The organism is Pseudomonas sessilinigenes, from assembly GCF_003850565.1.
In the GTDB taxonomy this organism is placed as follows: Bacteria; Pseudomonadota; Gammaproteobacteria; order Pseudomonadales; family Pseudomonadaceae; genus Aquipseudomonas; species Aquipseudomonas sessilinigenes.
This window is the reverse complement of record NZ_CP027706.1, coordinates 6,517,451-6,544,089: the sequence shown is the minus strand read 5'-3', so window position 1 is coordinate 6,544,089 and position 26,639 is coordinate 6,517,451. Positions and strand designations below refer to the sequence as shown.

Annotated in this window: 12 protein-coding genes; 4 read left to right on the top strand and 8 right to left on the bottom strand. The window is 64.2% G+C overall.

All coding sequences use genetic code 11. From position 1 onward, the window contains the following. Positions 1 to 9: 9 nt before the first annotated feature. The 7 genes from C4K39_RS29805 to C4K39_RS29775 all read right to left on the bottom strand — a co-directional run bounded on the left by C4K39_RS29805 (position 10) and on the right by C4K39_RS29775 (position 5,471). The gene (locus C4K39_RS29805; protein WP_022639847.1) at positions 10 to 483 is read right to left on the bottom strand and encodes a hypothetical protein; all 474 of its coding nucleotides are present in this window, start codon (positions 481 to 483) and stop codon (positions 10 to 12) included. 77 nt (positions 484 to 560) lie between these two features. Next, entirely contained in the window at positions 561 to 1,466 is a 906-nt protein-coding gene (locus C4K39_RS29800) for an alpha/beta fold hydrolase (protein ID WP_124348157.1), read from the bottom strand. A gap of 59 nt (positions 1,467 to 1,525) precedes the next feature. Further along, positions 1,526 to 1,978, bottom strand: a complete 453-nt coding sequence (locus C4K39_RS29795) for a hypothetical protein (RefSeq protein ID WP_053138859.1) — start codon at positions 1,976 to 1,978, stop codon at positions 1,526 to 1,528. A gap of 32 nt (positions 1,979 to 2,010) precedes the next feature. Continuing rightward, positions 2,011 to 2,397, bottom strand: a complete 387-nt coding sequence (locus C4K39_RS29790) for a hypothetical protein (RefSeq protein WP_068582625.1) — start codon at positions 2,395 to 2,397, stop codon at positions 2,011 to 2,013. 121 nt (positions 2,398 to 2,518) lie between these two features. Beyond that, positions 2,519 to 2,887 carry a VOC family protein gene (locus C4K39_RS29785; protein ID WP_124348156.1) on the bottom strand — a complete coding sequence of 123 codons (369 nt, stop codon included), beginning with the start codon at positions 2,885 to 2,887 and terminating at the stop codon, positions 2,519 to 2,521. A 52-nt stretch (positions 2,888 to 2,939) separates the two neighbouring features. Then, the gene (locus tag C4K39_RS29780; RefSeq protein WP_124348155.1) at positions 2,940 to 4,766 is read right to left on the bottom strand and encodes a glycoside hydrolase family 15 protein; all 1,827 of its coding nucleotides are present in this window, start codon (positions 4,764 to 4,766) and stop codon (positions 2,940 to 2,942) included. A 117-nt stretch (positions 4,767 to 4,883) separates the two neighbouring features. After that, positions 4,884 to 5,471, bottom strand: coding sequence for a TetR/AcrR family transcriptional regulator (locus C4K39_RS29775; RefSeq protein WP_124348154.1), 588 nt, complete (start codon positions 5,469 to 5,471; stop codon positions 4,884 to 4,886). A gap of 125 nt (positions 5,472 to 5,596) precedes the next feature. On the opposite strand from C4K39_RS29775, the gene C4K39_RS29770 reads away from it, so the two are divergent. Then, the gene (locus tag C4K39_RS29770; protein ID WP_124348153.1) at positions 5,597 to 6,769 is read left to right on the top strand and encodes an MFS transporter; all 1,173 of its coding nucleotides are present in this window, start codon (positions 5,597 to 5,599) and stop codon (positions 6,767 to 6,769) included. A gap of 155 nt (positions 6,770 to 6,924) precedes the next feature. Beyond that, on the top strand, positions 6,925 to 7,665 hold the full coding sequence (locus C4K39_RS29765; protein ID WP_068582609.1) for a thioesterase II family protein: 741 nt from the start codon (positions 6,925 to 6,927) through the stop codon (positions 7,663 to 7,665). A gap of 55 nt (positions 7,666 to 7,720) precedes the next feature. Here the strand turns inward: C4K39_RS29765 and C4K39_RS29760 are convergent, their stop codons facing one another. Beyond that, positions 7,721 to 8,689: a siderophore-interacting protein gene (locus tag C4K39_RS29760; protein ID WP_124348152.1), complete on the bottom strand. Its 969-nt coding sequence runs from the start codon at positions 8,687 to 8,689 to the stop codon at positions 7,721 to 7,723. A 210-nt stretch (positions 8,690 to 8,899) separates the two neighbouring features. Here C4K39_RS29760 and C4K39_RS29755 point away from each other — a divergent pair, with 210 nt between their 5' ends. Together C4K39_RS29755 and C4K39_RS29750 are read left to right on the top strand one after the other, a co-directional pair. Continuing rightward, the gene (locus C4K39_RS29755; RefSeq protein WP_124348151.1) at positions 8,900 to 20,047 is read left to right on the top strand and encodes a non-ribosomal peptide synthetase; all 11,148 of its coding nucleotides are present in this window, start codon (positions 8,900 to 8,902) and stop codon (positions 20,045 to 20,047) included. Next, positions 20,047 to 26,634: a non-ribosomal peptide synthetase gene (locus C4K39_RS29750; protein ID WP_124348150.1), complete on the top strand. Its 6,588-nt coding sequence runs from the start codon at positions 20,047 to 20,049 to the stop codon at positions 26,632 to 26,634. Before C4K39_RS29755 ends, C4K39_RS29750 begins: the two co-directional genes overlap by 1 nt. Positions 26,635 to 26,639: the final 5 nt, after the last annotated feature.

Genomic DNA, 26,639 nt, shown 5'->3' with positions numbered 1-26,639 from the left:
GAAGTCCTTTTACGAAAGAGAGCGAGAGGTAAGGCGGTCGTGGCGGTACAGCCAGGCCAAAGGTGGCAGCAGCACCAGCAGGGCGAAGCTGTCGATCCACAGATGGGACGACATGCCCACCTGCCAGGACAGCCACATGTCCTGGGGCGCCCAGAGGACGATCCCGGCCATCAGCCAGGCCCAGGCCGCCGGCGCGCGCAGGCGATCGCCCAGGTACACCAGGGCCAGCAGGTACAGGGCGTAGCTTTGCAGGGTGGCGCCGAACAGGCCCAGCCACCAGACCTGCTGGGCCCGGGCCGGCGCCGGGGCGGCGGCGCCCCAGAAGGCTTGTTCGATAGTGGCCAGGTAGTCGTTGAACAGCGCCTGGTGGCCGGCCCAGGTCAGCAGCAGGCCGGCGAGCAAGTGGCCGGCGCCGGCGGCGTACAGCCAGAGCACCAGGCCCCGGCGCAGGCCAGGGCGTGAAGAAGAGGCGGCGGATAACATTCCATGTCCTGTGGGGGGATCGAGGTCGCGCAGTGTACCGATTTTTCCCCCGCCATGGCGTGCGCCAGTCGCGCTCTTCAAGCGTCTTGCAGCAGTTCCAACAGGGCCTCGAGGGTGGCTTGCGGCGCCTCCTGGGGCACGTTGTGGCCGACCCCGGGCAAGATCCGCCGTTCATAACCGCGGGTGAACTGCGGGCCGTCGGGGTCCGGCACCAGCGGCGCACCGACGCCATCGTCGGCGCCGCACAGGGCGATGGTCGGTACCTGGATCGGCGGCTGGGCCAGCAGCGCCTGCTCGATGGGTTCCAGCGCCGGATCGCCCGGGGCGTAGCCGAAGCGATGGCGATAGGAGTGGATCACCACCTCGACGAAATCCGGATTGTCCAAGGACGGCGCGCTCAACCCATAGAGCCCGGGCCCTTGTTGCCAGGTCGGCGACCACAGGCGCCACAGCAGCTTGCAGAACTCCTGGCGGTTGGCGCGCAGGCCGTCCACCCCGCGCTGGGTATTGAAGTAATACTGGTACCAGAGCTGCAGCTCGGTTTCCGGAGCCCGGGGCTCACAGGCCTTGGCGATGTTCTGGATGTTGTAGCCGTCGGCGCTCATCAGGCCGCGCACCCGGTGCGGCCAGAGGGCCGCGACGATGCACGCCGCGCGTCCGCCCCAGTCGTAGCCGGCCAGGGTGGCCGTGGGCAGTTGCAGGGCATCCATCAGCTCCAGCAGGTCCTGGGCCAGTGCCGCCTGTTGCCCGGAACGCATGATCCCCGGGTGGGTGAAGCGCGTCGGCCCATAGCCGCGCAGGTACGGCACGATCACTCGATAGCCGCGCTCGGCCAGGGGCGGGGCGATCTCGTCGTAGGCCCGTGGATCGTAGGGAAAACCGTGCAGCAGGATCACCGGCTCGCCACCACGCGGGCCGTGTTCCTCGTAGGCGATATGCAGGCTGGCAGTGGTGGCGTGATGCAGGGCGGCTGGGCTGGGCATGGCGACTCCGGAGTTCGGTGGCTCGCAACACCCTAGCGCAAAAATGGCTTGCAGGTGATCTACAGCGATTCGTACTGGCCCTCATCGTCCACGTAGAACACTTCGCTGAGGTACCAGCGCTGGTCACGGAAGATCAGCTGGTAGTGATAATCGGCGGCAAACCCCGTACCGGGCGTGATCGCCCGGGTTTTCACCAGCGCGCGATCACCGGTACGGCTGCTCGAGAGAACTTGCTCATAGCCCGTGCCGTGGCTGGCCGGGGAGGTGAAGGCAATCGGCTGGCCCTGGAAGCCCGGCAGGCAGAACTTGGCCAGCAACCGGGCGTACTCCTGCTGCGCCAGGTCGAGCGATTGCAGGGGCGCGTCCACCGGCTGGCGTGCGCTGGCGTTGTCGCTCCACTGCTGATAGTCGGCAATGAACTGGCGCACCAGAGCTTCGGGGGAGTCGCTGAACGAGGCGCACAGGGCGACGTTGCTGAACAGCAGGGCAAACAGGGCGACCAGTGTTTTCATCGGGGTGGTGTCACTCGTGGTGGTTTCGTGGCTCAGGCTTCATGCAGACCGTCGGCGTCGCGCCAGTAGAGCGTGGATTCGTACTGGAACGAGAGGATGAACAGCGCCTCGCTGTTCTGGGCAATGCTGTCCAGCAGTCGTCGCAGGTCATCCAGGGCGCTGTGGCCCTCGGGTTCGGGGCCCTTGATGCGCAAGTAGCAGCGCAGGCCGACGGCGAAGTCGCAGCCTTTGCGGTCTTCGGCGCGGATTTCGGGCTCCAGGTTCGAATCCTCGTTGTCAAGGCTCAGCCCTGATGGGAAGGTCGCCTGCAGGCCTCCGGACGCTGGGGCCATTTCGGCTCCCGCAAGACCCTCCAGCAGACGGCCGAGCAGCGCCGTGGTCAGGCGTTTGTCGGCTTCAAGGTGCAACTCCAGGCTCATGAGGGGGCTCCAGGGGAAAGTCGAGGGGCGGATTCTAGCGCGGTGTCGCTCGCCGCACCGGCTTCACTTGCAGGTCGGTGCTGTGGACACGCTGCTTGAAGGAGGAGCGCCATTTTTCACCTCAGGCCAAGGGCGCCGGCTGGCGCAGGCCGATGCAGTTGCCCCAGGGGTCCTGCACCTGGCAGATCCACTCGCCACCTTCGATGGCCATGGGGCCGCGATACAAGCGACCGCCCAGGGCCTCCAGGCGCTGCAGTTCACCGGATAGGTCGGCGACGCGCCAGTACACCACGCTGCCCGCCGGGCCCTGGCCGACCTTGGCGTCGCTGGGGACGATTTCCAGGGCCAGCTCGCCCAGTTGCAGGTGCCCGAAATCATCGGGCTCATGCCGCACCCGGCGGGCCTGGGGAAACGCCTGGGCGTACCAGTCAGTGGCGGCGCGCCAGTCGGCGGCGTGGATCATCACGGCGATGATCGGTGAGTCGGGCATGGGCACATCCATTGGGCCGGGGGAGGAGGGCGCCTGTGCTCACAGGCGGCGCTCAAGGTTGCCAGACCTCCTTGTCGCCGCTCAAGCGCCGGTCGAGGAAACAGGCCGCGCTGATCAGCGCCAGGTGGGTCAGGGCCTGGGGCGTATTGCCCAAGTGACGGCCGTGGGGGTCGAACTCCTCGGCGTACAGGCCCAGGGGGTTGGCATAACGCAGCAATTGCTCGAACTCCAGGTGCGCCTGCTCCAGGCGCCCGGCCCGGGCCAGGCATTCGACGTACCAGAACGAGCAGGCGGCGAACGCGCCCTCGGTACCGTCCAGGCCGTCGATCCGGCTGTCGTCGTTGCGGTAGCGATAGACCATGCCGTCGCGCACCAGGCTGTTCTCGATGGCCTCCAGGGTGGAGAGCCAGCGTGGATCACGGGCACCGACGAAGCGTACCAGCGGCATCAACAGCATCGAACCGTCCAGGGCGGTGCTGCCGATGCGCTGGACGAAGTGCCCGCGCTCTTCGTTCCAGAACTGGCTCCAGATGTCGTCGTAGATGGCCTGGCGGGCCTGGTCCCAGCGGGCGAAGGGCGCCGGCAGCGAGCGCTTGGAGGCCAGGCGGATGGCCCGGTCCACCGCCACCCAGCACATCAGCCGCGAATGCAGGAAATGATGCTGCTCGCCGCGCATCTCCCAGATTCCCACGTCCTTGTGCTGCCAGCCGGCGCACACCCGGTCCACCACCTGCACCGTGTGTTTCCAGCCCTCGTGGGAGATTCCTTCGCCGTACTTGTTCACCAGGTACACCGCATCCAGCAGCTCGCCGAAGATGTCCAGCTGCACTTGTTCGTAGGCCTGGTTGCCGATGCGCACCGGCTGTGCGCCGCCGTGGCCGGACAGGTGCGCAAGCTCCATTTCCGGCAGTTCCTGGCGCCCGTCGATGCCATACAGCACGTTGAGTTTCGTCGGCTTGCCATGGCAGTCGCTGACCCGCCCGCGCAGCCAGCGCATGTAGGCGTTGGCTTCCTCGACGTAGCCCAGGCGCATGAAGGCGTAGACGGTGAACGAAGCATCGCGGACCCAGGTGTAGCGGTAGTCCCAGTTGCGTATCCCGCCCGGGCTTTCCGGCAGGCCGAAGGTCGCCGCGGCGAGAATCGCGCCGTGGCGCCTGGAGGTCAGCAGCTTGAGCGCCAGGGCCGAGCGATTGACCATCTCGCGCCACCGCCCGCGGTAGTTGGAGCGCCCGATCCAGTCGCGCCAGAACCTCAGGGTGCGGCTCAGGTGCAGGTCGCCGGCGCCGCATTGCACCCGCGGATCGTCACTGCCGCCGAGGATGAACTCGGCGCTCTGGCCTTGTTCCAGCTCGAATTCGGCCACGGCCGCGTCCTGTTCCAACTGCAGTGGCCGGTCGCCCACCAGGCGCAGGCCGGGCTGGCCGGGGGCCTGGAAGCACACCGCGGCGCCGTCCATCCGCGCCTGGGTGCTGGCCCTGGCGTAATCCAGCCGTGGCGCGCAGTGCAGGTGCAGCCTGGCCCGGCCGCTGACCACCCGGACCCGGCGGATCAGCAGCGGCAACAGCTCGACGTCTTCATCGATGGCCAGCAGGTCGGTGACTTCCACCACCGCCTCGTTGCCCAGCCAGCGGGTCTGCAGGACGTTGCTGTCGGGCAGGTAGATCTGCTGGCGGCGGGCATTGGCCAGCGCCGGCGCCAGCTGGAAGATCCCGGCGCTGGGGCTGTCCAGCAGGGCGCAGAAGATCGTCGGGCTGTCGAATTCCGGCCAGCAGAAGAAGTCGATGCTGCCCTGGTCGTCCACCAGGGCGGCGCTGCGCATGTCGCCGATGATGCCGTGGGCGTCGATGGGACGCTGGGTCGCAGGATGCTGCTCAGCCATGGCCGCAAGACTCCGGGTTCAGGCCCATGCCACAGGCGATGAGCGGGGCGAAGGTCAGGCCAGGCGAGGACGCCCGGCTTCTGTTGAGCTGACCTGCGCAGCGCCCCGGGAGTTCACTCAGGGCTTGGTGCGTAATCCCCGCAACAGCAGTTCCAGGCCCTGCAGCGCTTGTTCCAGGCGTTGTCCGGGCGCTGTGTCGGCGGCGATCCACAGCGCGGTATCCACCAGGCTGCCATTGACCAGGCGGGCCAGGGCCTGGCTCGGCGCGGGGCTGATGATCCCGGCCTCGGCCAGGGCTTGCAGGCGCCGGCCCAGGGAGTCGATGCAGTGTTCCTGGGCCGGCAGGCGTTCGCCCAGGACGGCCCGGGCGTCCTGCAGGACGATGCGCCGGATTTCCGGCTCCTGGGCCATCTCCAGGTAGGCCCGGCAACGCCGGGTAAAACCCTCCCAGGGATCGCCGGCCTGGTCGCTGACCCGGTCCAGGCGGGCGTCCATCTCGCTGTCGATCTGCTCCACTACCGCGGCCAGCAGGCCTTGCTTGTCACCGAAGTGGTGATACAAGGCACCTCGGGTCAACCCGGCTTCAGCGGTCAGGTCGTCCATGGAAGTCTTGGCGTAGCCCAGGCGGGCAAAGGCCAGGCGGGCGCTGGCAATCAGCTTGGCGCGGGTGGCCTCGATCATTTCGGCGCGCGGGCGGCTGCTCATGAAAACAATTCTCCAACACATGATGGATTGACATACGCGGCGTATGTTTTCATGCTTTTTAACATACGCGGCGTATGTGTAGCTACTGCAAAGCCGCCCTGAGGACCCATAAGGAGTCGTTGTACATGGCAAACCCCTACCGCGAGTTGTTCAAGGCCCCCGGCAGCCGGGCGTTCGTGCTGGCCGGGATGATCGCGCGCATGCCGATCTCCATGACCGGCATCGGCCTGATCACCATGCTGGCGCAGTTGCACGGCGGCTACGCCCTGGCCGGTTCGGTGGCGGCCACCTTCGCCCTGGCCACGGCATTCTGTGCGCCCCAGGTCTCGCGCCTGGTGGACCGCTTCGGCCAGGGCCGGGTTTTGCCTGTGGCGGCCGGGCTGGGTGGCGGCGCCTTGCTGGCGCTGTTGCTGTGCACCCGCTTGCAGGCCCCGCACTGGACCTTGTTCCTCTTTGCCGCCCTCGCCGGTTGCATGCCCAGCATGTCGGCCATGGTCCGGGCCCGCTGGACCGAACTGTACCGAGGGCAGCCGCAGTTGCAGACCGCCTACGCCCTGGAGTCGGTGCTGGACGAGGTGTGCTTCATCGTCGGCCCGCCGATCTCGGTCGGCCTCAGCGTCGGCCTGTTTCCCGAGGCCGGACCGCTGGTGGCGCTGCTGATGCTGGCGCTGGGGGTAGGGCTGTTCGTGGTGCAGAAATCCACCGAGCCGCCGGTCCATCCCCATGACGAAGAGCATTCGGGGTCGATCATCCGTTCCGGGCAGATCCGCATGTTGCTGTTGCTGATGACGGCCATGGGCACCATTGTCGGCGTGGTGGACGTGGTCAGCGTTGCGTTTGCCCAGCAACAGGGGCAACCGGCGGCGGCGAGCATCGTGCTGTCGATGTACGCCACCGGTTCGTGCCTGGCGGGTATCGCCTTCGGGGCCTTGAAACTGTCCACGCCATTGCCCCGCTTGTTCATGTACAGCGGCATCGCCACGGCCGTCACCACCTTGCCGTTGTTGCTGGCCGGCAACGTCCTCGGCCTGTCGCTGGCGGTGTTCGTCGCCGGGCTGTTCTTCTCCCCGACCCTGATCGTGGCCATGGCCCTGGTGGAGCGTATCGTGCCGCCGGCCAAGCTCACCGAGGGTTTGACCTGGCTGGTCACCGGCCTGGGTATTGGCGTGGCCTTGGGGGCGGCGGGTTCCGGCGCCCTGGTGGATCACTTCGGTGCCCGCAGCGGTTTCTGGCTGGCCCTGGCCGGTGGAGGGGTGGTGTTGGGCGCGGCGCTGCAAAGCTATCGGCGTTTGCGTTGAGGGCAATCGGGACTAATTTGTCTCGGGCGTATCGCGTTTTGCTTGTGCAGCCCCTGGAAAAAGGTCCCGAGCCACCGAGGTGAATCACCCCCGGTTTGGGCTGGCCCAATCGGTTTTCAGGGGCGTGCCGAGCGATCATTTGTCGAGGGATAACCGTGACCCAGTTGAACCTGCTGTGCCTGCCGTATTCCGGAGCCAGTGCCATGGTCTATAGCCGCTGGCGGCGCAAATTGCCGGAGTGGCTGCACCTGTCGCCGGTAGAGCTACCCGGGCGTGGCGCCCGCTTCGCCGAACCCTTTCACACCGACATGCGTGAGCTGGCCGGGCAATTGGCCCTGGAAATCCGGGACACTTTGCGTGCGCCCTATGCCTTGTTCGGCCACAGCCTGGGGGCCTTGCTGGCCTGTGAACTGGCCCATGCCCTGCGGGCCCTGGGTTGCCCGGAACCGGTGGCGCTGTTCGCTTCGGGAACCGCAGCACCGACCTTGCGCACCGAATACGACCGAGGTTTTGCCGAACCCAAGACCGATGCGCAACTGATCGAGCAATTGCGCACCCTCAACGGCACCAGTGAGGAAGTGCTGGCCAACCGGGAGTTGATGAACCTGACGTTACCGATCCTGCGGGCCGACTTCCTGTTGTGCGGGCGCTTCCGTCCACTGCAACGCCCGCTGCTCAATTGCCCGGTGCACGTGCTGGGCGGCAGGGCCGATCGCGCCACCACCGAACAGTTGATCGGCTGGAGCAAGGAGACCCATGGCGGGTTCTCGGTGGACATGCTCGCCGGTGGGCATTTCTTCATCCATGAACATGAGGCCAGGGTGCTGAGCCTGATCAAGGGGCACCTTGAGGTGCATCGGCGCCGCCACCAGCCACAAGTCGCCATGTCCCTGTAGCCGCTAAGGGCTACAGGCGGTTCAAGCGTCGCAGGGCGTGGCCCTGCGACGCGGATCAACCCAGCGAAGTGCCCATGCGCCAATAACCCATCAGGGTCAGGTTGCGCCGCTCCTGGCCGCGCTCGTTGATCAGATGGCGGCGGATCTTCATCACCGTGGCCGATTCGCCGGCGACCCAGGCATAGAACTGGTTGTCCGCTGGCGCTGCGGTTTCCCAAGGACGTTCCTGTTCGTCGCGCCCGGCATTCTTGACCGGTCGTCTTCCAGCGCTGGGTGGTGGCAGCTCGGCCAGCTCCCGAGCGGCATGGATCAAGGGTTCGCCATGCTGGGCGTCGAGCAGGTCGCGAGGCAGCCAGTTCAACCGGGTTAGCGGGTGGCAGCCCAGCTCGATGCAGTCATGTTCGTGGGGTACCTCGATGAACACCTGCACATCCGGGTAGTCCGGGTATTGCTTGAGTTCTTCGAGAATCCCGGCAATGGCAGGCAGGGCGGTTTCGTCACCCATCAGCAAAACCTTGCGGATGCCGCTCGGTGGAATCCATTCATAGCCGCCGGGGTCGCCACTGAAGGCCTTGTTCGGCACCACCATTTGCAAGCGGTCGCCTGGCCGGGCACAAGTGGCCCAGCTCGAAGCCGGCCCATTGATCCCATGCAGCACGAAGTCCACATCCAGCTCCGCCGGTTGCAGGCGCAGCGCTCGGATGGTGTAGGTGCGCATCGGTGGTTGCTGCTCGCTCGGCAGCTTGCGCCGCACGGCATGCCAGTCGCCCTCCACCGGCAATTGCGGGGGGCTACCGTCGGCCGCGGGAAACAGCAGCTTGATGCGCTGGTCCGGGGCCAGGGTGCGGGCCTGGGCGATGTCATCGCCGCTGAATACCAGGCGCACCAGGGAGGGGCTGAGGGCAATGCGCTGCTTGAGTTCGACGTTGATCACCCGGTAGCCCTTGGGTTTTGGTCGGTCGATACCGGTCAGTTTGCGCAAGCCTTGGGCGAGGATGTCGGTCAGCGATTGGGCGGAAGACATGAGCATTACCTGCTGCTGGAAGGATTGAAGAAGAAACGAAGGATTACTGGGTGGATTTACCGCCGCCGCTGACCCTCCAGTGGCCTGTAGAGGCATGCGCATTGGTCGTTTGGGCGGTGCGCGGAGTTAATTTTTCCGGGGCTTCATCCGTTCCGTAGGGATGACTGGGCTAGTGCCCGATACCCAACAAGTAAGTACGGATGACTCCCGATGAATGCAGAAGACTCCTTGAAGCTCGCCCGCAGATTCATTGAACTGCCGCTGGAAAAGCGTCGGCTGTTCTTGAAGGCGCTGGACAAGGAAGGTGTCGATTTCTCTCTGCTGCCTATTCCTGCGGAGGTCGCTGTACCTGGCCGCCAGGCGCTGTCCTATGCGCAGCAGCGCATGTGGTTCCTTTGGCAGCTCGATCCGCAGAGTGCCGCCTACAACCTGCCGAACGCTGTCCGCCTGCGAGGGCCTTTAGATCGCGGGCTGCTGGCCCGGGCCTTCGATTGGTTGCTGGACCGCCACGAGAGTCTGCGCACGGTGTTTCGTCTGGAAGAAGACGAGCCTCGGCAAGTCATCCTGGAGGCCCGGGTGGCTATCGACCACCAGGATCTGTGTGGGCTCGCTCCCGAGCAGCGCGAGGCTGAAGTACAGCTGCGGGCCGATGCCGAGGCTCGCCGGCCTTTCGATCTGCAGCAAGGGCCGTTGCTACGGGTTTGTGTGTTGGAGTTGGGCGCGCAGGAGCATGTCATGCTCCTGACCTTGCACCACATCGTTGCTGATGGTTGGTCGATGGGGGTGCTGATCGAGGAATTCCTGCGTGCCTACGATGCTTTGGTCGAGGGTGAATCCCTTGATGTCCAGGCCTTGCCGATCCAGTACCGCGACTATGCCTTGTGGCAGCGCAGCTGGCTGGAGGCGGGAGAGCAGGAGCGGCAGTTGGAGTACTGGCGGGCGAAGCTTGGGGACGAGCATCCGGTTCTGCAACTGCCGACCGATCATCCGCGCCAGGCCCATTCCAGCCGTCAGGGGCGCCGTCTGGACCTCGACCTGGACCCTTCCCTGGCCCAGCAGTTGGGGGGCTTGGCCCGCAAGCAGGGAGTGACGCTGTTTGCCGTATTGTTGGCTGGGTTCAAGCTGCTGCTGTCTCGATACAGCGGTCAGCAGGATATCCGTGTCGGTGTGCCGATCGCCAACCGCACGCGCCAGGAAGCCGAAGGCTTGATCGGCTTTTTCGTCAATACCCAGGTGTTGCGTACGGAGTTGAGCCCGCAGGTGACGGTCGAGCAATTGCTGGCCGATATCCGCGAGACCACCCTGGGTGCGCAGGCTCATCAGGAGTTGCCTTTCGAACGCCTGGTGGAGGCGTTGCAGCTGGAGCGCAGCCTGAGCCACAGCCCCTTGTTCCAAGTGCTTTACAACCATCAGCCGCAAGTTACCGAACTGGCCGCCTTGCGCAGTCGTTCGGGGCTGGAGGTACAGGCACTGCCACGCAACGAGCGAACCGTACAATTCGACCTGACGCTGGATACCTTCGAGCGTGGTGGTCGCCTGCAAGCGGCTTTTACCTACGACTGCCAGCTCTTCGAGCAGTCGACCATCGAGCGCATGGCGGGGCATTGGCAGAACCTGCTGTGGGCGATGGTGCGCGAGCCGCACTCGGCGATTGCCGAGCTGACGCTACTCGATGCCGGCCAGGTCCGCGAAACCCTGGATCGGGGCGCCGGAATGGTCCAGTCATTCAGCGCCGATTCGGTGCTCGACCTGTTCAGTGAGCAGGTTCGTTTGCAGCCCGATGCGCCGGCCCTGGTATTCGGTGAGCGCGTATTGACCTACCGCGAGCTGGAACAGCAAGCCGATCGACTGGCCGTGGCTCTCCTGGCGCGTGGAGTGGGGCCGGAGGTGCCGGTGGGCATCGCCGTGGAGCGCTCGCTGGAAATGGTGGTCGGTTTGCTGGCGGTACTCAAGGCCGGTGGTGCCTATGTGCCGCTGGACCCGCAATATCCCGAACAACGCCTGGGCCATATGCTCGAGGACAGTGGCGTGCGTCTGTTGTTGAGCGAGTCCCGGGTCCAGGATCGTTTGCCCGTGGCGAGCCAGGTCGGTGTCCTGTTGCTGGACCGCCCGGATAACTGGGCCCCGATTGTCGGCCATTCGGCCACGCTACCGCGGGTCGAGGCGGCGAACCTGGCGTACTCGATCTACACCTCAGGTTCCACTGGCACGGCCAAGGGGGTCAGCATTTCCCATGGAGCCCTGGCCAACTACGTGCAGGCGATCATCCAGCGCCTGCCCCTGGGGGCTGCGCGCAATATGGCGGTGGTCTCGACCATTGCCGCCGACCTGGGGCATACCACGTTGTTCGGCGCCCTGTGCTCCGGTAGTTGCCTGCATATCATCGATCTGGATACCGGCTTGGATGCCGAGGCCTTTTCGGCCTATCTGCATGTGCAGCAGATCGACGTGTTGAAGATCGTCCCTTCGCATCTGCTGGCGCTGATGGGGTGCGAGCAGCCGGCGCGTTCCTTGCCAAGGCAGTGCCTGGTACTGGGAGGGGAGGCTTGCCCCACCGGGCTGGTAGCGAGAATCAAGGCATTGGCACCAGAATGCGCGGTGTTCAACCACTACGGCCCGACGGAAACCACGGTGGGCGCCCTGACCATGGCCGCTGACGTGGTGGATGATGCGCGGGCTGTGGTGCCCCTGGGATTGCCCCTGGCCAACGTGCGTGCCCATGTACTGGATGCATCGTTACAACCGGTGGCCGCTGGCACTCCTGCCGAGCTCTACGTGGGCGGAGCTGGGCTGGCGCGTGGCTATCATCGCCGGGCGGCATTGACTGCCGAGCGCTTTGTCCCTGACCCCTTCAGCGATGGCCAACGCCTGTACCGGACCGGGGATCTGGCGCGTTACCTGGACGATGGCATGCTCGATTACCTGGGGCGAATCGACCATCAGGTGAAGATTCGTGGTTACCGTATCGAGCTGGGTGAGATCACCTCTGCCCTCAAGCAACTGCCCGGGGTCGAGGATGCGGTGGCGCAGGTGGTGCGGCCGGCCGATGAGCCGCAAGTGGCGGCCTATGTCGTACTGGCCGGGGGGCTGGTGGCGGAGGAGGCCTGGCAGGAGATTCGCCGGCAACTGGCCACAACGTTGCCGGACTACATGGTGCCCATGCATTTCGTGGCGCTGGAGCACATGCCACTGACTCCGAACGGTAAGCTGGATATGCGGGCACTGCCTGCGTTGCAACAGCAGGTATCGGTCGAGGTCCATGTGGCGCCGGTCAGCGAACTGCAACAGCGGATTGCGTCGATCTGGCAAGAGGTACTCAAGGTCGAGCGCGTAGGCCTGGGTGACAACTTCTTTGCCCTGGGCGGCCATTCATTGCTGGCGACCCAGATTATCTCTCGCGTGCGGCGGCTGTTGTCGGCTGATGTGCCCTTGCGCGTGCTGTTCGAGACGGCGCGCCTGGACGAGTTCGTCGAGCAGGTGCAGAACTGTGCCGCCGCTAGCCTGCCGACCATCGAGGCCGTGCAGCGTGGGGTGCCGCTGCCGGTGTCCCATGCCCAGCAGCGGCAGTGGTTGTTCTGGCAGATGCACCCGCACAGCACTGCTTATCACACACCGATCATCGTGCGGCTCCAGGGGGTATTGGACCCGGAGGCACTGCGGCAGACCTTCCAGGTCCTGGTACAGCGCCATGAAGCCTTCCGCACCACTTTTACCCAGAACCAGGACTCCCTGTGCCAGGTCGTACACCCTCAGGGCGAGATTGCCCTGGCTTGGGAGAGTCTTGCCCCGGGCCTGTCCCACGAGGCGATCCGGGCTCGCGCCCTGGCAGAGACCCAGGAGTTGTTCGATCTGGAGCGCGGGCCGCTGTGTCGGGCCCGCGTCCTGCAGATTGCGGAGCAGGACTGCCTGTTGGTGGTGACGCTGCACCACATCATTTCCGATGGTGCATCCATGAGTGTGCTGGCGCGGGAATTCGTTGCGCTCTACCGCGGCTTCGTCCAGGGACATGTTGCGCAGTTCGATGAGTTGAGCGTGCAGTACGCCGACTATGCCAGCTGGCATCGGGCCTGGCTCGAGCAAGGAGAGCAGCAGCGCCAGCTGGACTACTGGCGCGAGCAACTGGGGTTGGAGCACCCGGTGCTGGAGCTGCCGGTGGATCACCCGCGCCAGGCGCTGGTCAGCCATCGGCAGGAGCGTTTGGGGTTGCGTTTGCCGGTGGATCTGGAGCAAGGGCTGCGCCGCTTGGCGCAGGCCCACGACATGACGCTGTTCCAGCTGTTCCTCGGGTCCTTCGCGCTCTTGCTCCATCGCTACTCGGATCAACCGGATATCCGCATCGGGGTTCCGGTGAGCAATCGACGCCACCAGGAAATGGAAGGCGTGATGGGTTTCTTCGTCAACACCCTGGTCATGCGCGTCGACCTGGCGCCGAGCCTCGTCGTAGGGCAGTTGCTGCGCCAGGTGAAGGCGACCGCGTTGGCCGCCCAGGCCCACCAGGACCTGCCATTCGATCGCCTGGTGGATGCCCTCAAGCCGCAGCGTGCGCTGGACCAGAACCCGCTGTTCCAGGTGATGTACAACCATTTGAGCATCGCCGGAGAAAGTACCGATGGCACCAGCCTGCCAGGGCTTGTGGCGCAAGAAATGGTCCTTCAGGGCGGCACGGCGCAATTCGACCTGACCCTGGAGACCCTGGAGACTGACGCGGGGATCAATGCATCGTTCATCTACGCCGGCGAGCTGTTTGAGGTTTCGACTATCGAGCGTCTTGCCGATCATTGGCGAAACCTGCTGCAGGGCATGCTCGAGCCGCAGCAAGCGATCGGCGAGCTGCTGATGCTGAACCAGGACGAGCAGCGGCGCATTCGCCAGGAGTGGGACCACACCGATGTGGTCTACCCGACTCACCGCTTTGTCCATCAACTGTTCGCCGATCAGGCGGCCAAGGCCCCGGACGCGCCGGCAGTGTTCTTCGCCGAGCAGCGCCTGAGCTATCGCGAGCTGGATACGCAAGCCAACCAACTGGCGCACAAGCTGATCGAGCTGGGAGTGGGCCCGGAGGTACGGGTGGCCATTGCCATGCCGCGCTGCGCGGAGATCATGGTGGCCTTCCTGGCGGTGCTCAAGGCCGGCGGTGTCTATGTGCCGCTGGATATCGAATACCCCCAGGACCGCCTGCGCTACATGATGCAGGACAGCGGCGCGTGGCTGCTGCTGACCCAGGATCACCTGCTGGAGCGCTTGCCGATCCCGGACGGTTTGCCGACCCTCAGCGTCGAAGGCGCGGCGGATTTTGCGGCCTATCCTGCGACCAGCCCGGAGGTGGATCTGGCCGAGGAAAACCTGGCCTATGTGATCTACACCTCCGGCTCCACCGGCTTGCCCAAGGGCGTGGCGGTGTCCCATGGCCCGCTGGCCATGCACAGCCTGGCCACCGGCGAGCGTTATGAAATGAGCCCGGCGGACTGCGAGCTGCATTTCATGTCCTTCGCCTTCGACGGCTCCCACGAAGGCTGGATGCACCCGCTGATCTACGGCGCCAGCGTGCTGATCCGCGACGATAGTGTGTGGTCGCCGGAATTCACCTACGAACAGATGCATCGCTACGGTGTCACCGTCGGTGTGTTCCCGCCGGTGTACCTGCAACAACTGGCGGTACACGCCGAGCGCGACGGCAACCCACCGGCGGTGCGGGTCTACTGCTTCGGCGGCGATGCCGTGCCCCAGGCCAGTTACGACTTGGCCTGGCGAGTGCTGCGTCCGAAGTACATCTTCAACGGCTACGGCCCGACCGAGACGGTGGTTACGCCGTTGATCTGGAAGGCTAAGGCGGGGGACCCGTGCGATGCAGCTTATGCGCCGATCGGCAACATCGTTGGCAACCGCAGCGCCTACGTGGCCGATGCCAACCTCAACCTGTTGCCGGTGGGCGTGGCGGGCGAGCTGTACCTGGGTGGGCTGGGCGTAGCCCGGGGTTACCTGGATCGTCCGGGGCTGACGGCGGAACGCTTTATCCCTGACCCCTACAGCACCACCGGTGCCCGGTTGTACCGCAGCGGTGACCTGACGCGCTACCGTACCGACGGCCTGGTGGAGTACGTGGGGCGTGTCGACCACCAGGTCAAGGTGCGGGGCTTCCGTATCGAGCTGGGCGAGATCGAAGCGCGCCTGCTGGAGCAGGACCCGGTGCTGGAAGTGGCGGTGATCGCCCAGCCAGGGCCGAGCGGCCAGCAACTGGTGGGCTATATCGTGCCGGTGGACGCCGAGGTGGCATCGAGCAACGAGCGCCAGGCGCAGTTGCGCGAGAGCATCAAGGCCCGCCTGCGGGAAAGCCTGCCGGACTACATGGTACCGACCTACCTGCTGTTCCTCGAAGCACTGCCGCTGACACCGAACGGCAAGCTGGACCGCAAGTCGCTGCCGAAAGTCGATGCGCAGCTGATGCAGCAGACCTACGTGGCGCCGCAAAACGAGCTGGAACAACAGATCGCCGCGATCTGGGCCGATGTGCTGAAGCTTGAGCAGGTGGGCGTCACCGATAACTTCTTCGAGCTGGGCGGTGACTCGATCATCTCGATCCAGGTGGTCAGCCGGGCGCGGCAAGCCGGTATCCGCTTCACCCCCAAGGACCTGTTCCAGCACCAGACGGTGCAGGGGCTGGCCACGGTGGCGGAGCAGGGCGAGGGCGGTTTGCAGATCGACCAGGGCCCGGTGCGCGGGCAGATGCCGCTGCTGCCGATCCAGCAGTGGTTCTTCGAGACACCGGTGCCGGAACGGCATCACTGGAACCAGTCGGTGCTGCTCAAGCCATTGAAGACCCTGAGCGCCAAGGCATTGGAGCAGGGCTTGCATGCCTTGCTCGAACATCACGACGGCCTGCGGCTGAATTTTGTTGAGAAAACCCCAGCCTGGGTCGCAACTTATACGCCGCTGGGGCAAGTGACCTCGGCGCCGTTGGCAGCGATGCAAACCGATGCGTTGTTGTGGCTGGCGGACAATGTCACCGAAGGTTCGCTGCCATCCTTGTGCGATGCGGCGCAACGCAGCCTCGAGCTGCAACAGGGGCCTTTGCTGCGTGCAGTGCTCTTCACTCTACAAGACGGCTCCCAGCGCTTGTTGCTGGCTATCCATCACCTGGTGGTGGATGGAGTGTCCTGGCGAGTGCTGCTGGAGGATCTGCAGCAAGCCTTGGCGCAGCAAGCTGCCGGGCAAGCCATCAAGCTGCCGGCCAAGACCAGTTCTTTCCAGTCTTGGGCTGGGCAATTGCAGGCCTATGCCGGCAGCGCGGCGTTGCAGCAGGAGCTGGGTTACTGGCAGGCGCAGCTACAAGGCGTAGAGTCGGACTTGCCCTGTGATCGGGCCACCGGCCAGACAGTGCTCCAGGATGCACTGAGCGTCAGCACCGAGCTGGACCAGATTCATACCCAGCGTTTGTTGCAAGATGCCCCAGCGGCTTACCGCACCCAGATCAATGACCTGCTGCTCACCGCACTGGCCCGGGTCATCACCCGCTGGACTGGCCAGGACAGCGCCCTGGTGCAGTTGGAAGGCCACGGCCGTGAGGAGCTGTTCAACAGTATCGATCTGAGCCGCACCGTGGGTTGGTTCACCAGCGTGTTCCCGGTGAAGCTGACGCCGCAGCCGGCCCTGGCCGACTCGATCAAGTTCATCAAGGAGCAACTGCGCGCGGTACCGAACAAGGGCCTAGGTTTTGGCGTCTTGCGTTACCTGGGGGATGAGGCCGCACAACAGACCCTGGCTGCGCTGGCGGTGCCGCGCATCACCTTCAACTACCTGGGTCAGTTCGACGGCAGCTTCGACGAGCCGGATGCCTGGTTTGCCCCGAGCGCTGAAGCCAAGGGTCGCGATCAGGACGCCCAGGCTCCACTAGGCAACTGGTTGAGCATCAACGGCCAGGTCTATGGCGGCCAATTGAAACTGGGCTGGACTTTCAGCCAGGCCATGTTCGATAGCACGACCATCCAGTGCCTGGCGGATGACTACGCCCGAGAGCTCAAGGCGCTGATCGAGCATTGCAGCCAGCCCGAGCACCGCGGTGTAACCCCTTCGGACTTCCCGTTGGCGGGCCTGAACCAGCAGCAACTGGACCAACTGCCATTGGCGCTGGCAGAGGTCGAAGACCTCTATCCACTGTCGCCGATGCAGCAGGGCATGCTGTTCCACACCCTCTACGAGCAGGGCGCGGGCGATTACATCAACCAACTGCGGCTGGACGTGGATGGGCTGGAGCCTGAGCGTTTCCGCCAGGCTTGGCAGGCGGCCATCGACAGCCATGACATCCTGCGCAGCGGTTTCCTCTGGCAGGGCGAATTGCCCGCGCCGATCCAGGTAGTGAGCAAGCGCGCCCACCTGGACTTTGTCGAGCATGACTGGCGGGCAACCGAGTTCGCGCCAGCAGCCCTGGATGGCTTGGCCGAGGAAGAGCGCCTGCGTGGCTTCGACTTGCTGGCCGCGCCGCTGCTACGCCTGACCTTGGTGCGTACCGGTGAGAAACGCCACCACCTTATCTATACCAACCACCACATCCTGATGGATGGCTGGAGCAACTCGCGATTGCTGGGTGAAGTGCTGCAACGCTATGCAGGACAGTTCGCCAGCCAGGTGCCCGGGCGCTATCGCGACTACATCGCCTGGCTGCAACGTCAGGATGCAACGCTCAGCGAGCATTTCTGGAAGCAGCAACTGGCGACCCTGGATGAACCAACCCGGTTGGCCCAGGCCATTAGCCGTAGCGATCAGGCTCCGACTGGCCAAGGCTACGCCGCCTATCAGCAGCACCTGGACCTGCAACAGACCCAGCGCTTGAGCGAGTTCGCTCGACAGCAGAAGGTCACGGTCAACACATTGGTGCAAGCGGCCTGGTTGCTGCTGTTGCAGCGCTATACCGGACAGGACACGGTGGTGTTCGGTGCCACGGTGTCTGGCCGCCCGGCGGAACTCAAGGGCGTGGAGCAGCAGATCGGCCTGTTCATCAATACCTTGCCGGTGGTGGCCGCGCCACGTCCGGACATGCCGGTCGGCGATTGGCTGCAATTGGTGCAGGAGCGCAACCTGGCCCTGCGCGACTTCGAGCACACACCGTTGTACGAAGTACAGCGCTGGGCCGGTCTGGGAGGCGAGGCTCTGTTCGACAACATCCTGGTGTTCGAGAACTACCCGGTATCCGAGGCCCTTGCGCAAGGCGCTCCGGCGCAATTGAGCTTTGGCGTAGCTGCCAACCATGAGCAGACCAACTATCCCCTGACGCTGTCGGTCTACCTGGGGCAGACCTTGGCGTTCGACTACAGCTATGCCCTGGAGCATTTCGGCCAGGCGAATATCCAGCAATTGGCGGCTTATCTGCAGCAGTTGCTGATGGTCATGGTGGAACAGCCGCAATGCAGCATTGGCGAACTGTCTTTGATCGGCGCCACCGAACGTGGCTTGATCGAGCAGCAGCGTAGTCGTATCCCGGCGCGACATCTGTCGCCGCTCTGCGTCCAGCAGTTGGTCGAGGTCCAGGCCGAGCAGACTCCGGATGCGCTGGCACTGCTATGCGCCGGTCAGCAACTGGGTTACGGCCAGCTCAACCAGAGGGCCAATCAGTTGGCCCACAAGCTGATCGAACTGGGCATCGGTCCGGATGTCCGGGTTGGTATCGCGGTGGAGCGTGGCTTGGAGATGATCGTCGGCCTGCTGGCGGTGCTCAAGGCGGGCGGCGCCTATGTACCCCTGGACCCTGAATATCCCCAGGATCGCCTGCACTACATGATGCAGGACAGCGGGATCCAGCTACTACTGACCCAGTCGCCGTTGCTGGAGCGCCTGCGCGGGGCCGTAGAAATACCCCATCTGTGCCTGGACTCGTATCAGCAGGGCTTTGAAGGCTATTCCCTGGAAAATCCATCGCCACGGGCGCAAGCCGACAATCTGGCCTATGTGATGTACACCTCGGGTTCCACTGGCCGGCCCAAGGGCGTGGGTATCAGTCATAGCGCCTTGAGCCAGCATGCCCAGGTTTCTCGTGATTACTTCAACATGAGTGCAGCAGATCGTGGCCTGCAGTTCTCGACCTTCAACTTCGACGCCTTTGTCGAACAGCTGTATCCGGCACTGATCTGCGGCGCCTCGGTAGTGATTCGCGGCAAGGAGCTGTGGGACAGCGAAACCTTCTACCGCGAGTTGATCGAGCAGGGTATCAGCATCGTCGACTTGAGCACCGCCTACTGGTTCATGTTGGGCAAGGATTTTGCTGCTGGTGAACCCCGTGACTTCGGGCGCCTGCGCCAGCTCAACCTGGGTGGCGAAGCGATGGCGGCCGAAGGTGTGGCGGCCTGGAAGAAGGCCGGCTTGAAGCACGCCTGCCTGCTCAACACCTATGGGCCCACCGAGGCCACGGTGAGTGTTACCACCCATGACTGCAGTCGCTACCTGCAGGACGGTGAAGCCCTGCCAAGCCAGATCCCTCTGGGCAAGGGCTTGCCGGGTCGCTCCATCTACCTGCTGGACAACAGTGGCAACCTGACCCTCAGCGGTGCCACCGGCGAGCTGATGATTGGCGGTGAGCTGCTGGCTCGTGGTTACCACGATCGTCCGGGGTTGACGGCGGAGCGCTTCATTCCTGACCCGTTCAGCACCGATGGTGGGCGCCTGTACCGTTCCGGCGACCTGGCCCGCTATGACGCCGATGGCGTGGTGGAGTACGCCGGGCGCATCGACCATCAGGTGAAGATCCGCGGTTTCCGTATCGAGATGGGCGAGATCGAAGCGCGGTTGTTGGAACAGATGCAGGTGCGCGAAGCAGTGGTCCTGGCCCAGGAGGCGGCTGGTGGGCCACAACTGGTGGCTTACTTGGTGGCGGCCGCCGGCGTCGCAGCGGATAGCCAGGAAGACCAGGCGCAGTTGCGCGAGCAGCTGAGAGAGGCGCTCAAAGAGGTGTTGCCGGACTACATGTTGCCGGCCCACTTGCTGTTCCTCGAGGCCTTGCCGTTGAGCCCCAACGGCAAGCTGGACCGCAAGGCCCTGCCACAGGCAGATGCCAGCTTTTGGCAGCAGGCCTACATAGCCCCAGAGAGCGAGCTGGAACAACAGGTCGCGGCGATCTGGGCCCAAGTGCTCGAGGTCGAGCAGGTGGGTATGAACGATAACTTCTTTGAACTAGGTGGACATTCCTTGTTGGTAACTTCGATGGTCTCTCGAGTCCAGCTCAAGCTTGGACGTCAGGTCAGCGTGCAGATGGCGTTTGAATTTCCAACCCTGGGGCTGTTCGTCAACCAGTTGCAACAGGCTGCTGGTCAGGTGCAAAGCGCCGACCTGAGTGCGCTGGAGCTGTTACTTGACGAAATGGAGGCTGTGTAATGGACAACACCACCGCGTTGAAAATCGTCAAGGGCTTCATCCTCTTGCCCTTGGAGAAGCGCCAGGTCTACCTGCAGAAAATGCTCGAACAGGGCATCTCCCCGGCCAACCTGCCGATTCCCGAGGTACGGCTGAGCCAGGAGCGCATACCGCTTTCCTATGCCCAGCAACGCCAGTGGTTCCTCTGGCAACTGGCGCCGCAGAGCACTGCCTATCACATTCCCAAGGCTCTGCGACTGCGTGGAAAATTGAATGTCGAGGTCCTGCAGCGCAGCTTCGACAGCCTGATCGCCCGGCATGAAAGCCTGCGTACGCATTTTGTCGAGGATGAAGATGCGGCAGCACAGGTGGTCGCCCCCGAGGCGTCCCTGGAGTTGGTGCGCCAGTCGCTGCCGGCACAGTCGAGCGAGCTGCAGATCAACACGGCCGTGCAGGACTTCGTCCAGGTCCAGACCCGGCAGTTGTTCGACCTGCTGGCGGGGCCGCTGCTCAGGGTCGGCTTGTTGCAAGTGGCCGAGGATGACCATGTGCTGGTCATGACCCAACACCATATCGTTTCCGATGGTTGGTCGATGCAGGTCATGGTGGAGGAGCTGATCGCACTCTATATCGGTTACTGCCAAGGGCAGCCGGCGCCGTTGCCGGCGCTGCCGATCCAGTATGCCGACTACACCATTTGGCAGCGCCACTGGATGGAGGCCGGTGAAAAGGAGCGACAACTGGCCTACTGGACTGCGCAACTGGGTGGCGAGCAACCCTTGCTCGAGCTGCCTCTGGATCGCCCGCGCCCCGCGGTGCAAAGCCATAGGGGCGGGCGCCTGGAGCTGATTTTGGAGCAGCCGTTGAGTGCAGCCCTGAGCAGCCTGGCCCAGCGGGAAGGGGTGACCCTGTTCATGCTGTTGCTGGCTTCTTTCCAGACTCTGCTACACCGCTACAGCGGCCAGGCCGATATCCGCGTCGGTGTGCCCATTGCTAACCGCAACCGGGTCGAAACCGAGCGCCTGATCGGCTTCTTCGTCAACACCCAGGTGCTCAAGGCCGAGATCGACGGACAGATGTCCTTCAGCCAGTTGCTGCAGCAGGTGCGCCAGACCGCCCTGGCGGCGCAGGCGCACCAGGACCTGCCTTTCGAGCAATTGGTGGAGGCCTTGCAGCCGGAGCGCAGCCTGAGCCACAACCCGCTGTTTCAGGTGATGTTCAATCATCAGGTGGAAGCGGCGGGCACAGGTAAACCCCTAAACCTGCCGGGCCTGAGCATCGAGGCCCTGGATTCCCAGGGGCAGTCGGCGCAGTTCGACCTGACCCTGGACACCGTGGAAACCCAGGGCCGGATCGCCGCGTCCCTGGTCTATGCCTGCGATGTGTTCGACGCCGCCACCGTCGAGCGCCTGGCCACCCATTGGCGTCAGTTGTTGCAAGGCGTGGTCCGCCAGCCGCAGCAGCGCATCGGCCTGTTGCCCTTGCTCGAGGCCGATGAGCAGGCGCAGATCCTTGGCCAGTGGAACCCGCAGCAGCAGGCATTCTCTTCCCGGGCCTGTGTCCATCAGCTTATCGAGGCCCAGGCCGCCAGGGCGCCTCAGGCCATGGCTCTGACCTTCGGCGGACAGAGCCTGGACTACCAGCAGCTCAACGAGCGGGCCAACCGCCTGGCGCACAAGCTCATTGAACAGGGCGTGGGGCCCAATGTCCTGGTGGGGCTGGCGGTGGAGCGCAGCCTGGAGATGGTCATCGGCTTGCTGGCGATTCTCAAGGCTGGCGGTGCCTATGTGCCGCTGGACCCGGCTTATCCCCAGGATCGTCTGCAGCACATGATGCATGACAGCGCCATTGCGCTGCTGCTCACCCAGGAACACCTGCAGCAGGGTTTGCCGGCGTTTGCCGGCCGCACCTGGTTGCTGGAGCAGCCACTGGACGGCTATCGGACCGACAACCCCGAAGTTGGGGTAACACCCGAGGACTTGGCCTATGTGATCTATACCTCCGGCTCCACCGGCAAGCCCAAGGGCACCTTGCAACCGCACCACAACGTCCTGCGTCTGTTCGCGGCTACCCAGGCGTGGTTCCAGTTCGGCTCCGAGGATGTCTGGAGCCTGTTCCACTCCTATGCGTTCGATTTCTCGGTCTGGGAGATCTTCGGTGCCTTGCTGTACGGCGGGCGGTTGCTGATCGTGCCTCAAGAGGTGGCGCGTTCGGCCCAGGACTTCTACCCGTTGCTTTGCGCCGAGGGCGTGACCGTACTCAACCAGACGCCGTCGGCGTTCCGTCAATTGATGCACGTGGCCTGTAACGCCGAGCCGGAGCATCGGTTGCGCTACATCGTGTTCGGTGGCGAGGCCCTGGAGGTCAATACCCTGCACCCCTGGTTCCAGCGTTTCGGCGATCAGCGTCCTCAGCTGGTGAACATGTACGGCATCACCGAAACCACGGTGCATGTGACCTACCGTCCATTGTCCCGGGCGGACCTGAGCCTGGCGGGAGCAAGCCCAATCGGCGAGCTGATTCCCGACATGTCCTGGTATTTGCTGGACGGCAACCTGCAACCGGTGCCCAAGGGCTGCGTCGGTGAGTTGTATATCGGGCGTGCCGGGTTGGCTTGGGGCTACCTGAATCGCGGTGACTTGAGCGCAGCGCGGTTTGTCCCGGACCCGTTTGGTGAGGTTGGTGGACGGCTCTACCGTACCGGCGATCTGGCACGCTACCAGGCAGACGGTTCGATCGGCTACATCGGTCGTATCGACCATCAAGTGAAAATCCGCGGTTTCCGCATCGAGTTGGGGGAGATCGAAGCGCGGCTGCTGGAATTGCCTAGGGTACGCGAGGCGGTGGTGCTGGCCCCGGAGGGGCCGGACGGTCCGCAGTTGGTGGCCTATGTGGTGCCCGCTGGCCTGGATTGGAACAGCCAGGATCTGGTCTCGGAGCAACTGCCGCTGCGGGACGATATCAAGGCCGGGCTGCGCGAGCATCTGCCGGGTTACATGGTTCCGGCTCATGTGCTGTTCCTCCAGGCGTTGCCTCTGACTGCCAACGGCAAGCTCAATCGCAATGCTTTGCCGCCCATTGATGGCAGCCTGTTGCAGCAGGCTCATGTGGCCCCGCGCAGCGAGCGCGAACGACAAGTGGCCGGAATCTGGGCCCAGGTACTGAAACTGGAACAGGTTGGCTTGAGCGATAACTTCTTCGAGCTCGGCGGCCATTCGCTGCTGGCCACCCAGGTGATGTCGCGCATCCGCCAGGAACTGGGGATCGAAGCGCCGCTCAAGCTGCTGTTCGAAGGTGAGTCGCTGGAAGATTTCGTCCGCCTGCTGGGGCCGGAAACCACCCAGCAACTCCAGCCGATTTCCCTGGTAGATCGGCAACAGCCGCTGGCGGTGTCCTATGCCCAGGAACGCCAGTGGTTCCTCTGGCAGCTGGATTCTGACAGCAGCGCCTATCACATCCCCATGGCCCTGCGCCTGCGTGGCGATCTGGATAGCCAGGCCCTACAAAGCAGTTTCGATGCCTTGATCGCCCGCCATGAAAGCTTGCGCACGCACTTTGTCGAGAGCGCCCAGGGCCTGACACAGGTGATCGCGGCCCAGGCCCGCTTGCCCATCAGCCAGCAGGACTTGTCCCTGCTAGTGGAGGCCGGCAACACCGATGACTTGATCAAGCAGGTCATCGACACCCAGGTACGTCAGCCGTTCGACCTGCGCCAGGGACCGTTGCTGCGGGCCACCCTGGTGCGCCTGGCAGCGGACGAGCATGTACTGGTGCTGGTCCAGCACCACATCGTTTCCGATGGCTGGTCGATGCAGTTGATGGTGGAGGAACTGATCAAGCTCTATGGCGCCCATAGCCAGGGGCAGCAGGCCGAGTTGCCGGCGCTGGCGGTGCAGTACGCGGACTACGCGGCCTGGCAACGGCAATGGATGGAGGCCGGTGAGCGCGAGCGGCAGCTCGATTACTGGTTGCAGCAACTGGAAGGCGGCGCCCAGGTGCTGGACCTGCCCCTGGATCATCCGCGGCCGTTGCAGCAAAGCCACAAGGGCGCGCGCCATGGCATCAGCCTGGACGGCGCCTTGCCGGGAGCCCTGAAACTGCTGGCCCAGCGCGAAGGGGTCACGCTGTTCATGCTGTTGCTGGCCTCGTTCCAGGTACTGCTGCATCGCTACAGTGGCCAGGCGGACATCCGCGTCGGGGTGCCGACTGCCAACCGCAACCGGGTCGAGACCGAGCGTCTGATCGGCTTCTTCGTCAATACTCAGGTGCTCAAGGCCGAGGTCGACGGGCAACTGAGCTTTAGCGACTTTCTGCGTCAGGTCAAAGGCTGCGCCCTGGATGCCCAGGAGCACCAGGACCTGCCCTTCGAGCAGTTGGTGGAGGCCCTCAAACCGGAGCGTAGCCTGAGTTACAGCCCATTGTTCCAGGTGATGTTCAACCATCAGGCCGCTGTCCGTCAGGATGACCAGGGCTTGGTGATTCCCGGCTTGCAAGTGCAGATGCTCAGTGGCGAGGAGAGCAGTACCCAGTTCGATCTGACGTTGGATACCTTCGAGTCCGACGATGGCCTCTGGGCTTCCATGACCTATGCCACCGACCTGTTCGAGGCGTCCACCATCGAGCGTCTGGCCCAGTCCTGGCTGCAGTTGTTGCAAGGCATTGTCCAGCAGCCGCACCAGCGCCTGGGAGACTTACCGCTGTTGGGTGCTGCCGAGCAGAACAGACTGCTGCACGAGTGGGCCCCGGTCGCCGGTGAGTTCCCTAGCGATGGCTGCGTGCAGCAACTGGTCGAGGCCCGGGTGCAGGCTGCCCCGGAGGCAGAGGCCCTGTGGTTCGCCGGCCAGTGTCTGAGTTATCGGGAGCTTAATGCCCGGGCCAACCGCCTGGCGCACAAGTTGATCGAACTCGGTGTCGGGCCTGAAGTACGTGTTGGCGTGGCCTTGCAGCGCACCCCTGAAATGGTCGTGGCGCTGTTGGCGGTGCTCAAGGCCGGTGGCGCCTATGTGCCCCTGGACCCGGACTATCCACAGGATCGCCTGGAGCACATGCTGCGCGACAGTCAGGCGCAGATCCTGCTGACCGAAAGCGCATTGCTGTCGCTGCTGCCGTCCGTGGAGTCCTTGCAGACCCTGCAAGTGGATGCCCAGCCGGGCTGGCTGGACGGCTACTCGATAGACAATCCGACGCCGCGAGGTACGCCAGACAATCTGGCCTATGTGATCTACACCTCCGGTTCCACCGGCCTGCCCAAGGGCGTGGCGATTGCCCACCGCAACGTGCTGGCGCTGATCGACTGGTCGCAACGTGTGTACAGCAGCGAAGACCTGCAAGGGGTGCTGGCCTCGACTTCGATCTGCTTCGACCTGTCGGTGTGGGAGCTGTTCGTGACCCTGTCCAGCGGCGGCTCCATCGTCCTGGCCCGCAACGCCCTGGAGCTGCCGGAGCTGGTGGATCGTGATCGGGTGCGCTTGATCAACACCGTGCCCTCGGCGATTGCCGCGCTGCAGCGCAGCGGGCAGATTCCGCCTAGCGTACGGATCATCAACCTGGCGGGTGAGCCGCTGAAACAGGCCCTGGTGGACAGCCTCTACCAACAGGCGGGGCTGGTGCATGTCTACGACCTGTATGGCCCTTCGGAAGACACCACCTACTCGACCTACACCCGGCGCGAGGCGGGAGGGCAGGCGAATATCGGCCGGGCCATCAGCAATACCCAGAGCTACATCCTCAGCCCGGACCTGCAACCGATGCCGGTGGGCAGTGCCGGTGAGCTGTACCTGGCTGGTGCCGGGGTGACTCGCGGTTATCTGGCACGCCCAGGGCTGACCGCCGAGAAGTTCGTGCCCAATCCGTTCTCCAGCGACGGTGGCCGGGTGTACCGCACCGGCGACCTGACCCGTTACCGCGCCGATGGGGTGATCGAGTACATCGGCCGTATCGACCATCAGGTGAAGATTCGCGGCTTCCGTATCGAACTGGGGGAAATCGAAGCGCGGCTGGTGCAGCAGACGGCGGTGCGCGAAGCCTTTGTCCTGGCCCATGACGGTGAGAACGGCCAGCAACTGGTGGCTTATATCGTGCCGAGCGATGCCGCAATGGCGGTGGCAGGGGAAGTCCAGGCGGCCCTGCGCGAAAGTATCAAGACTGCGCTGAAGGAACACGTGCCGGACTACATGGTGCCGGCGTACCTGCTGTTCCTGGAGGCGCTGCCCCTGACCCCGAATGGCAAACTCGACCGCAAGGCCCTGCCCAAGGTCGACGCCCAGCAGATGCAGCAGGTCTATGTGGCGCCGCAGAGCGAACTGGAGCAGCAGATTGCGGCGATCTGGGCCGATGTGCTGAAGCTGGATCGGGTGGGCATGACCGACAACTTCTTCGAGCTGGGCGGCCATTCCCTGCTGGTGGCCCAGGTGGTGACCCGGGTCAAGCAGCAGTTCGGCGTGGATATTCCCATCAAGTCGCTGTTCGGTGCGGAGAGCCTCGCGGCCTTTGTCGAGAAGGTTCAGGCCCTGCGGCAGACAACTTCTTCGCTGCAGGACGAATTAGCTAAATCTTTGGAGGCTCTCAAACGTTTATCTCCCGATGATCTTGAAAAAATAATTTCTTAGGAGAG